Genomic DNA, 11,108 nt, shown 5'->3' with positions numbered 1-11,108 from the left:
AGCAAGCCGCACCGTCCAAACCGTCTGCGACGCGATCGGCCAAATTCTCAACCGCATCACACCGACAGAATGCTCACACTACTTCGAAAACTCCGGCTATGACCGAAACTAATCTCATCACGCTCTAGCTATCTGGGACGCTGGCTCGCGCACGAATTTCATTTTCGGCGGCACGGCCAACTGGCTGAACCGATCAGCCAGGCTGTCGAGAGCTTGGCGCATGCCCACGCCCGCAGCCGCCGCCCCGTGTCCGCTGATGACCATCTGCGGCTTCAGTGCGGCCAAGCGCTTCACCGATCTTTCCGCCGCATCCCAGTCGGGCGTGAAATAGCGTGGCGGACCGTGCATCTCGAGATCCTGAACGGCGACCTCATAGACCGACTCCTGACCCGTGGTGATGAAAGCGTCTCCCACGATCAGAGAGCGGTCTTCCTCCCGCCAGAGCGAGATATGCCCCGGGGCGTGTCCTGGCGTGTGCAGCCATTGCCATCCGGGCATCCCGGGGATCGATCCGTCGGCAGGCAAGGACACCAAGCGGTCCCCAAGATCGATCGGCCCGCGTGGAAAGAGCGGCGAAAGCAATGCCATCAGTCCACCCCCTACCCAGGGGTCCGGTGGCGGATAGAACGTGGTTCCGTCCAGATAAGGGCGCTCGAGCGGGTGTGCGAAGACAGGCACGTCCCACGTATTCGCAAGGTCCAGAACCGTTCCCACATGGTCGAAATGGCCGTGAGTCAAGATGATCGCGGCCGGCCGCGTGTCAGTCCCAAAGCGCTTTTCCGCGACCGCAAGGATGCTGCTCCGGGACGTCGGCAACCCTGTATCGATCAGCACCCATTTGCGATCTCCGCTGCCCGGTGCGCCGAAGAACACGACATTGACGATTGCCAATCGCAAATAGCCCAGATCTGGTGCGATATTCCAAGCGCCGTCGCCACGATCCTCGCGCCTGGCGCGGTCGATATCGGAAAGTCGAATTTGAACGGTCATGTGATCCCGTGCCTCTGTTGTTTGCCGAGCATCCGGCCGAGCTGATCGATGCCGGTGGTACATCCCCGAACTTGGCTCGGGCCGCCTTGTTCCTGATTTGCGTTCGCCACCCAGCTACCGGACGGTGGACCACCGGAACAAAGACACGACCAATCGGTTCGGCACTACTCGGTCACGTAAGAATGAGGGGTATGCCGAACTGAGCAGGGGGATGCTGCTTGCCCGAACGGATGCGGTTTCTCCAAGGCAGTTCTCGCTCCGAACAATCCGGCCGAGTGCGAAGCCGACTGACCAAAGGAGACTTCGAATGAACGAGGCGGCACGCACGAAGGGCCAGGAGGTGGATGCTTCGGTTTCCGGTGCTTGGCGCTTTGCCAGTTTTTTCATGGCGGGGTTTGAATGCTCCTCGCATCGGCGCAAGGACGGCGTTCGCCTCGACCTTATTCGTGCGACCTCGCACAATTTGCATGCCCTGGGCGACTACCGCGGCTGTGCCGAACTCGGCCTTCGCACCATCCGCGACGGGTTGCGCTGGCACCTGATCGAAACCGCTCCCGGAACCTATGACTGGTCAAGTTGGGCGCCTATGGTCGAGGCAGCCCAAACGGCAGGTGTCCAGGTCATCTGGGACATCTTCCACTACGGATCCCCAGACCACGTCGATCAGGGGTCGCAGCATTTCATCGATGCCTATGCCTCGTTTGCGGCCGAGGCCGTGAGGGTGCACCGCTCGATTACCGGAACATCGCCTCTGTTGTGTCCAATCAACGAGATCTCCTTCTTCGCCTGGGCTGTTGAGGTCGGCTATTTCCCGCGCGTGGGGCCGAACAAACGCGGATGGTTCAAGCGGCATCTCGTCAAGGCTGCCATCGCGGGTGTTCGTGCAATGCGGCAGGTCGACCCAGCATGCAGGTTTGTCTGGGCCGAGCCGCTCATCCATATCGCTCCCCGCGACCGGACCCGCGCCGAACGGCGCCGGGCCGAAAACGCCCGACTGGGACAGTTCGAGGCTTACGACCTGTTGCTGGGCCGCGTCGAACCTGAGTTGGGCGGGAGCGAAGACGTTGTCGACGCCGTTGGCCTGAATTTCTACCCGCACAATCAATGGTACATAAATGGGCCGACCATTCCGATGGGGCACCACGAGTACCGGGCTCTGTCGGAAATGTTGATCGAGGTCGCTCATCGATACGGCAAGCCCATGTTCATCGCCGAGACCGGCTCGGAGGGATCCGGCGGGCCGGCTTGGCTCCATTATGTCTGCGACGAGGTGCGTGCGGCAATGAGCCTCGAAGCACCGATTGAGGGTATTTGCCTGTATCCGATAACCGCCTATCCCGGATGGGATAATTCCCGCCATGCCGAAGTGGGGCTGTTTTCGGTCATCCAGGCGGATGGCCTGCGACGCCTCCGCCAGCCAATTGCGGATGAACTGATTCGTCAGCAAGACCTGTTCGTGCCGAACCGCTGAAAGCGTGGCCGACAAAACCATGGGCAGGGCGCCAGCGATGGACGCCCCCCGCGCCCTTGGATCAGCTTTTTGCGGTTTCCCCCTCCTCGCGCAACTTGGCATACCGCAGGGTGACGTCGCTTAGGTTTTCCTTCAGCCAATCGGCCATGGCTTCCTCTTCGCTCAGATTTTGCTTGAGGGCCATTTCAGCATCCTGAAATCCGCCAGCCTCGGCGAGCACCAGCAGCGAATTGTAGGCGGCAATCTCGTAGTTCTCGAAGGCGAAATTCGCCAGGCTGTTCTTGATGATCTCGTCGCCGGCCATCGAGTGGCCCATGGCAGCCATGCTACCAACCATCGACAGGGCTGTGTCCTTGAGAGTGGAGTGCTCTTCATCGAGCCCCTCCAGAACCGCCTCGAGCCGCGTGATTTGGCCTTCGGTCTCCCGAATGTGCCGGCGCAAGCGATCGGCCACCTCTGGATAATTCTCAATACGCTCTACCTGTGGTTTCATGATCGACAGCGCCTGGTTCTCCATTGCATGCGCGTTGCGCAAGCCAACAATGAAGATCGAACGGCTCTCCGAGTTGAAGTTTGTGTCCATCGCAATTCTCCTTCTGATTTTGCCCCGCCCAAATTTAACTCCGGGGTGACGGAGTACTTACCGCCAGGCCCGCCAACGACGTCTTTCCCGCGCTTGCCCATTCCGGGACGCTCCTTTGGATGCGGGCGAAAGTAGCCAGAGCCTGTCCGACCACCTGATCCATATTGTAGTAGCGGTATGTTGCCAGGCGGCCGACAAACCACACGTCCGGACAGGTTGCGGAGAGCGCTTCATAGCGCTTGTAGAGCGCTTCGTTTTCGGCCCGCGGCACCGGGTAGTACGGATCCCCGATATCCGTGGGGTATTCGTAGGTCAGGCTGGTCCGCGAGTTCTGCTGGCCGGTGAGATGCTTGTATTCCGTGATGCGAGTGTAATCTTGCGTCTGCGGATAATTGACGACCGCGACTGGCTGAAACTGCTCGCAGTCCAGCGTCACGTGCTCGAAACGCAGCGAGCGATAGGGAAGATGCCCGAGCTGCCACCCGAAATATTCATCGATTGGGCCGGTATAGATCATGCGCCTGAACGGGATCTTCTCACGGATTTCGCGGAAATCGGTCTGCAGCATGATCTTGATGTTCGGATGATCGAGCATGCGTTCGAACATCCTTGTGTATCCGCCGGCCGGCATTTTCTGGAAGCTGTCGCTGAAATAGCGGTCGTCATGATTGGTCCTGGTCGGCACTCGTGCCGTCACCGATTTGCTCAGTTGACTGGGATCGACGCCCCATTGCTTCCTCGTATAGCCACGGAAGAATTTCTCGTAGAGTTCGCGTCCCACGGTGCTGACGACCACGTCCTCGGCCGTGCGGACGTCCTCCACAGTCTCGCGTCGGGACGCGAAGAAATCCTCCAGCTGTGCCGAGGTCAGGTCGAGCCCATAAAGGCGGTTGATCGTGTCAAGATTAATCGGGATGGGAACGAGTTTTCCGTCCACCGCCGCCAACACCCTGTGCTCGTATGACCGCCACTGGGTGAACTGCGAAAGGTAATCCACGATCGCCTGGCTGTTGGTGTGGAAGATATGCGGACCGTAACGGTGGATGAGGATGCCGGCTTCGTTATAACAATCGTAGGCGTTGCCGCCGACATGGCCGCGGCGATCGACCAGCAGAACGCTCTCGTGACGCTGCGAGGCTATTCTTTCGGCAAGCACGCTGCCGGCAAAACCTGCCCCCACGACCAGCCAATCGAACATGGCTAAGCGCTCCTGCGAAGCGGGACGACCTTTTTACGTTGATAAACGCGCTCAATGTGAGCTGCCATGGCATTCCATGTTCGTTCCCAGGACATGTCTGCAAGGTAGGCATCGACTTGCTGCAGAAGCACCTGGCGCGGGCGCAAAAGAACGGACCGCAGCTTGATTTCCAGGTCGTCGCCGTCGGCGATTTCCACCAGTCCGGCCGCGCCGTAGCTGCGCACCACGTCAACGATCGCCGTCGAGATCACCGGCAGGCCAGCCGCTAGGAATTCCGGCGTCTTGGTCGGGCTGATGAACCGGGTCGCTTCGTTGAGCGCGAACGGCATCCAGCCTGCATCCCAATGGCGCAGGTAGTCGGGCAGGTCGTGGTAGGCTTTCCCGCCCAACCAGTGCAGATTTTGCGCCTGCGGCAGGTCTGCGGGGTCGATCTTGACCACCGGGCCAAGCATGACGAAATGCACGTCCGGCATAGTCTCCGCCGCTTGAGCCACGAGATCGACATCCAGCCGCTCGTCGATTACGCCGAAATATCCTACCCTCGGGTGGGGAATGTCGGCCTGATCGGCTGGGTCTTTGCCCAGCTTCCTGGCCTTGTGAAAGTGGTTCACATCGATGCTGCTAGGGAAGGGATAGATCGCATGGTGTAGGTGGCGCTTGGTCTCGAACAAGCTCAGGCCGCCGGTGAAAACCAGATCGGCGCGGCGCAGAAGCGCCTTTTCCATCTGCTGCAGTTCGGGGGGCGCATTCTTGAACGCAGAGAGTTCGTCCATGCAATCATAAACGCATATGTCCGCCTCTAGATACTCCGTAAAGCGAAGAGCCATCGGCGTGTAATACCAAGCGATCAGCCGGCTGTGCGGCATAGAAGCGATTGTCTGCTGCACAAATCTCCGCTGCACGGCATCTGCTTTCGCGGCCGACGTGCCGACCGGGAGCACTGGTGTTACAATCAGAATGTTTGGCGAGGCCTCGCTCGTCCGCATTAGCGGCTGCGGCAGTTCTTCGAAAAGGGGTTCTTCAAAGTACACCACTCTCTGCTGCATGGACGCGAGAGTGAGGATATGCTGCGGGCGTTGATGAACGAAATTCCACCTTAAATGGGAAAAGCAAACCAGAAGATTTTGCCTGCCAGCGTGTTTACTGGCCGTTACCCCGCCCAAGGCTGCTTCCATTGAGATATTCCTTTTTATAGGCTGTGGTTTATGTTTGCGACTAACATTTGTTAGTCGTGCGTGAGGCGAAACTACACTTCCATTCCAGCTCCTAACTTTCGGACAGGGGACTTGTTCCAAGGTGAAACAGAGAGCCTCAGTCACCGCTTTGCATTGGACGAATGCAAACCCCGGCTGCAGCCGCCCGCGGCTGGTCATCGAAAGCCTCCGGACCAGGGTTTGGTGGTGGAGAACCGCCTTTGCCGTATTTGTGTTGAACTCGCCGGCTATAAAATGCTCAGGACATCAAATTGATTCGCCTGCATCACTGGGCGCGTCCAAGGGCAAGGGCAGATCCCGGGGGCTGAGATGAAGATCGAGTTCGATACCAACGTGTTTCCGCTGTTTCATCCGCAAAGCGTGGATGACCTCAAGGACCCATGCCCCGTCTTCGATGGCAGGCTGTGGCATGTCTTCGGTTCAAGCGGGACGGTAACGACCGAGACGTGGAGAATCCTGCACGCGACGGCGCCCGACCTTTATGGGCCTTGGTCTGAGCACGAAGTGATCGAGCTGCCTATCAACGGGACGGGGGTCGCGGCTCCGGGCGTCATCCACGAAAGTGGCGTCTTCCACATGTTCATCCAGACCGAGTTCATGAAATCCGGTGGCCGTTGCGAGCATGCGGTTTCCAACGACGGCTTCCATTGGGTGGTTCTCAGCCCAGCCATTCTTGCCATCCCCGACACGCAGGAGGATGGCATCTACGATCCGCACCCCGCCGTCATTGCTGGCAAGCGCTATCTCGTTTATTCCGGCATGCCAAAATTCAACAGGGTGCCGCAGCCCGACATCTATCTCGCACGCAGCCAGTCCGACTCGTGGTTCGGTCCATGGAAGCGGATCGGCAAGATCCTCGATCACGCTGATGTTCCTCATCACAATACGCGAGAGGATCCCAACTATGAATGGGGCATAGAGGGTGCACAACTGGTCGAGTTACCGGATGGCCGCGTGCTTTTGAACGCCACTTGCTTTCTCCCAAATGGCCTTCGTGGGAACCGTCAGCGCGTGTTTTTCGCCATCGCGGACGAGGTTGCTGGACCCTACGTGTCGATAGGCCCGGTGCTCGAACCAGGCCAGCCGGGCGAGAACGGTCATTCAACGGTAATGATCGAAGGCAGTCAGCTTTCACTGTTCTACCAGAGCCGGGTTGCCGCGACCGATCACCGGTGGCGCTACGGCTTGGCCAGATGTGACGTCGCTCTGTTTTCCAAGGTAGCATGACCCCGACCGTTAGCGCCAACAGTGCTCAGCCGGCCAGGGGTCTTCGCCGTGTTGCGTCCGCGAGCACGATGATGCCCCCTACCAGGACTTTCATCGAACGAGACCTGGCATGGAGATCAGGCGCAATCCAAATTGCTTGGCGGCTTAACCTGACACCCCAACATCGCTACCTATCCTACTGTACTTCGCGGTGATCAAACCTCGACATGCCAGCACCTGCACCACGTCAGTTTGACCTGGTCGGCCGGTGCCGGACATAATTTCAAAACCTTGTGGACGTTTCTATTGAAATCGAGATCAGCATGAACCTGGCAGGAACGGGCTATTGGTTTGCTTTGGCTGGGTTTGATGCGGAGGCCGGCGTCCGGACCGATCAATGCGGTCACGATATTCGTGGTGACCTTATCGGCGAAGGTAGAAACGAAGGTAGAAACTTAGTCTCGGCATAGCCGCGTGCATTGTTGCTCGAAGCCGCTTGACGAGAGGGTGGCTACCAGGATCTTCCGGAACTGTAAGGTGTGCTGCAAGATTTCCTCACTTGTGTGGAAGCAACTGCAAACCCGCTAGCAAACCCAACAAAGTCTCCTGTGTTGAGTTCCGCCGGGATCAATTTTAATGCGTGCAAGGATGATTGCGGACGCCTTCCTGCTCCCGCCGGAGCGACGTCCCCCTGCCATGCAAGCTGCATTAGGCCATTTTGGTCTAGAGCCGCGCCAGCCGTCCGCCATCCACGTTGAGCGCCGCGCCGGTGACAAACGCAGCGTCGTCAGATGCCAAGAAGGCAACTGCGGCGGCAATCTGATCGGGCTTGCCGACATCCTCGGGGCTGATGGTCTCAACGCCGGACTTGATGTTCGGATTTTCCCAAAGCATTGGCGTATCGATGGCTCCAGGCAGAACGGCGTTGGCCCGTATGCCTCGCTTCCGGCCCTCAATGGATGTAGACCGGGTGAGCGACAGCAGCGCAGCCTTGGCTGCGGCGTAAGGGGCGACCTGCGGCGTCGTTTCTACCGCGTGCACACTTGCGATGTTTACGATCGCGCCACCGGCGGTCATGTGGGCGAACGCCTCCCGGGTGAAATAGACCGCCCCAAGCAGATCGACGCTCAGCACCTTCAGCCAGTCGGCGCCTGTGAACGCCTCGAGGGGCTTGAAAGTTATCAAGCCGGCGTTGTTGACGATGATGTCCAGCCGGCCGAACCGGTCGAGCGCCAGTTGGCGGCACCGGGCGACCGCGGTCTCCTCTGAGACGTCGCAAATCGCCACTGCGCAGTCCGCCCCAGCTTGTCGGATTGCTTGCGCGGCCATTTCGGCCTTGGCTTGATCCAGGTCGGCAACGACGACCCGGGCGCCTTCGGCGCCGAGACGTGTAGCGACGGCGAGCCCGATGCCGCTTGCGGCACCGGTTACAATTGCGGTCTTCTCAGCCAGGCGCATCGGGTTTCGCCTTTTCCTTGGAAGGTTCAAGTGGTTCGGCCCCAGCCTCGGCGATCCGGTCCACATGCAAAAGGCCACGCGCATGATCTTGCTGCGCGAGAACAGTCGGGTCGTCCTGCTCGGATGGCAGAAAGATGGGCAAAGCGAGACAGACACTCTGGGTGGCGAGCAACTTGTTCCAGTTCGCGATGAGCGCCTTGTAAGCTCGGCCCACCGCCCTGACATTGCGGTCCAGATCGTAGAGGCCGACCGCATTGACCCGCCCGTTGCTCTCGCGAAGGGCACTATCCCAGTCAACCTGGTCGGTGAGGGAGTACCACGTGAAGCCCACGATAGGGATGCCGTCATTGCGGATGCGCAGCACGTTGGCCCACTCTTTCCATAACCAGTAGACCGCTTCGTCTCCCTTCGGGCCTTCGCTGATGTTGGTTTCCGTATGCATCACAGGCAGCCGGTAGCGGTTGAAGTACTGGCGCGTAATCTCGTCATAGCCAAACACCTCACCGGAGGCAGACGTGGTCCCGTCCGCCCAAACCCGATGTTCGTTGGTCTGGTAATAGTCAGTGCCCATCACGCAGTGCCTGCGCAGATGGTTCTCCAGGAAAAAACTGTACTCCTCGGCCGTCATCCCGTTTTCCAGCAGGTATCGATAGGTGCGCGCATCGACGTCATGTCCGTAGTTGAGGTCAAGCGATAGGAAACGCTGGCTATTGAAGCGCTCCGCCTTGCCGATGGCCTCCGGGGTGTCGGCGTGGAAGTATTCGGAGGACTCGCTTTGAATGAAGATGGCGTCCGGCCGCCCTTGCAGGATTGCCCGCATCGCCAGGACATTGGCTTTGACGATGTGCTTGAGGGCCGTGACGAAGGCGGTATCGGTGCTCAGTTGCTCGTTCCACCATCCCCAGCGGGCGGAAAAGGTGGCGCAGATGAACATTTCATTGACTGGGGTATAGAGCTGGATCCACGGAAAGCGGGTTGCGAAGTCGTGAGCGTAGCGTTCGAACAGCCGTGGAAAGTCCGGGTTCTGGAAATTGCCCACCCAGTCCGGGACACCAAAATGGCAAAGGTCGACGATCGGAAGAATGTCCTTAGCTTTAAGGTCCGCGAAGGTCTCATCGGCGAAGGTCCAGTCGTAGTGTCCGTCACCCAACCAAGTCTTGTGAATTGGAGGCCCGTAGCGGAGGAAACGAAGTCCCAAATCATGGACCAGTTCGAAGTCGGTCCGCCACAACTGGTAAAAGCGGCACTTCTCCAGTTCGTCGACCCGCTCTCGGCCTTCCCTGATGGTGGGAGCGCTGTTCTCGATGCCGGTAGCAAAGACGAAGTTGAACATGAATGGTCCCGAGGCAACCGAGGCTTGCCAGCGGTCTCCTAACGTCCAGGTGGCAACGCAGTTCCGGCACGTCGCGCTGATCCTGATGGCGACGCCGTCGCCGGCGACATGCCGGAGGAGGCGGCGCTCGATGGCGATGCCGCCGAACTGCCGGCCTTTCTCGCCGAGAATGTGGGTGCGTCCTCCGATGAGCCGGTGATCATCGACGGCGGCGAGACGGACCACCTCCAGGCCGCCCAATAGGCCCTCCAGTTCCACACCGGGCCCGGCACATTCGCCGGGCCCATTCTGTTTTTCCAAGATGGAGAAATTCGCATGTCCGACATATCATCTACGAAACCGCCCCTGTCATCCGCTACTCGGACGGCGCGGCGAAACCGCCCTCGCGCTTCACAAAAAAGCTCGCGACCTGGGGAAGCCGCAACGGCGTCGGTCGACTGGTCAGGAAGGAACCGCCGCGAACCCACACGACCTATACCTCGCCGGCCACCTTCACCCTGCATGAGGTCGATTTCGGGCAGGACGGCATCATCGTCGTCTCGGATCTTTGGCCCAGGGCGAGAACCCGGCCCTATCTCGCCCTGCCGGTGCTGGCGGGCAGCGCCGCCTTTGGAACAGGCGCGAGCCAGTCCGCCACGACGAGCGTGCCGGCATATTCTGAGTCCCTAATGGAACAAAGGGGGCCAAGACAGATTTGAAAGGTCCGTTGGCTTTGGAGTGGCGGACGGCTCGGCCCTCCGCGAGGTGCCGGCCGGCCTCCACCAATTAGGGCGCAGGTCACATGACGACAGGATTACAGCAATGAAACGTGTCCCCCTTATTCTGCTCAGTTTGGGTGCCATGATGATGCCCGCACCACTGCTCGGTGCTGAACAGTGGGAGGGCTTTGGGATCAAGCATCTCGGATTCGTATTCGATGTTCCTCCGGGGTTTGTGCTTGCCCAGCGCTCCGATCAAGGGGCAGCCTTTGAGGGCAAAAACAACGCGTTTCTCGCAGTCTGGGGGGCGCAACTCGGCAAAGCGAGCTTTCGCACCGAGATTGAGCATCGCATGGCGGTGAACGAGAACGACGGCTGGAAGGTGACCTATAAGCGAGTGACGCCGCAATGGGCCAGCTATTCAGGACTGAAAGATGGTCAGATCCTGTATGTCCGCGCCATCAAAATCTGCGGGGACAGAGCTGCATTGTTTACGGTCACGTATGCTCGCAACGAGAAGGTCCCTTATGATCCGCTTATCGTTCGCATGGTCAAATCACTCAAGGTCCAGAGCTGCTAGGCGGGTGCACGGCGCCAGCCGTTGCGGTGCTGGACGTCGGCGGCTCCCTTCGTGGTCGGACCACACAGACCATAGCGAACCATCGTTTGCCCGTCCCGAACTGCGCAGCATCGACTTCTCGGCCGCTCCTGAAGCTCCAGCGGATCGGCTATGCGCGCCATGCGGCATCAAGCGATGCCGGCGAAGGGCGCTGTGCCGGCCTTCTCTGAAGAAAGGAGCAGCCGTAGGAGCGTCATCCAAGGGGGCGGCGGTGCAGGCGCGACGCGGGACTGAATGCAACGACGAGACCGGTTATGAGAGTAGCCTAAACAGCGTCAGCATAGCGCCGCCGGGGGCGGGACGCGGGGCAGACTCCCGCGAGGAGCGCGGTATGGATT

Annotated in this window: 9 protein-coding genes; 3 read left to right on the top strand and 6 right to left on the bottom strand. The window is 59.6% G+C overall.

What is annotated here, in order from left to right; translation table 11 throughout:
- Positions 1 to 117 precede the first annotated feature (117 nt).
- Positions 118 to 990, bottom strand: coding sequence for an MBL fold metallo-hydrolase (locus O7A61_RS02345; RefSeq protein WP_337128208.1), 873 nt, complete (start codon positions 988 to 990; stop codon positions 118 to 120).
- A 307-nt stretch (positions 991 to 1,297) separates the two neighbouring features.
- Here O7A61_RS02345 and O7A61_RS02340 point away from each other — a divergent pair, with 307 nt between their 5' ends.
- Positions 1,298 to 2,461 carry a beta-glucosidase gene (locus O7A61_RS02340; RefSeq protein WP_337128207.1) on the top strand — a complete coding sequence of 388 codons (1,164 nt, stop codon included), beginning with the start codon at positions 1,298 to 1,300 and terminating at the stop codon, positions 2,459 to 2,461.
- A 61-nt stretch (positions 2,462 to 2,522) separates the two neighbouring features.
- Here the strand turns inward: O7A61_RS02340 and O7A61_RS02335 are convergent, their stop codons facing one another.
- The 3 genes from O7A61_RS02335 to O7A61_RS02325 are packed head-to-tail and all read right to left on the bottom strand — an operon-like array spanning position 2,523 to position 5,417.
- A complete protein-coding gene (locus O7A61_RS02335) occupies positions 2,523 to 3,044 on the bottom strand; it encodes a ferritin-like domain-containing protein (RefSeq protein ID WP_027144382.1) in 522 nt (173 codons plus the stop codon).
- A 34-nt stretch (positions 3,045 to 3,078) separates the two neighbouring features.
- On the bottom strand, positions 3,079 to 4,242 hold the full coding sequence (glf, locus tag O7A61_RS02330) for a UDP-galactopyranose mutase (protein ID WP_337128206.1): 1,164 nt from the start codon (positions 4,240 to 4,242) through the stop codon (positions 3,079 to 3,081).
- Positions 4,243 to 4,244: 2 nt separating this feature from the next.
- Entirely contained in the window at positions 4,245 to 5,417 is a 1,173-nt protein-coding gene (locus tag O7A61_RS02325; protein ID WP_337128205.1) for a glycosyltransferase, read from the bottom strand.
- Between the two features lie 348 nt (positions 5,418 to 5,765).
- Between O7A61_RS02325 and O7A61_RS02320 the strand changes: the two genes are divergently transcribed.
- The gene (locus tag O7A61_RS02320; RefSeq protein ID WP_337128204.1) at positions 5,766 to 6,683 is read left to right on the top strand and encodes a hypothetical protein; all 918 of its coding nucleotides are present in this window, start codon (positions 5,766 to 5,768) and stop codon (positions 6,681 to 6,683) included.
- A 702-nt stretch (positions 6,684 to 7,385) separates the two neighbouring features.
- Here the strand turns inward: O7A61_RS02320 and O7A61_RS02315 are convergent.
- A complete protein-coding gene (locus O7A61_RS02315; RefSeq protein WP_337128203.1) occupies positions 7,386 to 8,120 on the bottom strand; it encodes an SDR family NAD(P)-dependent oxidoreductase in 735 nt (244 codons plus the stop codon).
- Positions 8,107 to 9,453 carry a family 1 glycosylhydrolase gene (locus O7A61_RS02310; protein ID WP_337128217.1) on the bottom strand — a complete coding sequence of 449 codons (1,347 nt, stop codon included), beginning with the start codon at positions 9,451 to 9,453 and terminating at the stop codon, positions 8,107 to 8,109. The genes O7A61_RS02315 and O7A61_RS02310 overlap by 14 nt, the downstream gene beginning before the upstream one ends.
- An 801-nt stretch (positions 9,454 to 10,254) precedes the next feature.
- Here O7A61_RS02310 and O7A61_RS02300 point away from each other — a divergent pair.
- Entirely contained in the window at positions 10,255 to 10,731 is a 477-nt protein-coding gene (locus O7A61_RS02300) for a hypothetical protein (protein WP_337128202.1), read from the top strand.
- Positions 10,732 to 11,108 lie beyond the last annotated feature (377 nt).

The sequence above is a fragment of the Mesorhizobium sp. Cs1321R2N1 genome, from assembly GCF_037179725.1.
Taxonomy (GTDB): Bacteria; Pseudomonadota; Alphaproteobacteria; order Rhizobiales; family Rhizobiaceae; genus Mesorhizobium; species Mesorhizobium salmacidum.
The sequence above is the reverse complement of the archived record's forward strand: the minus strand, read 5'-3'. Positions and strand labels throughout refer to the sequence as shown.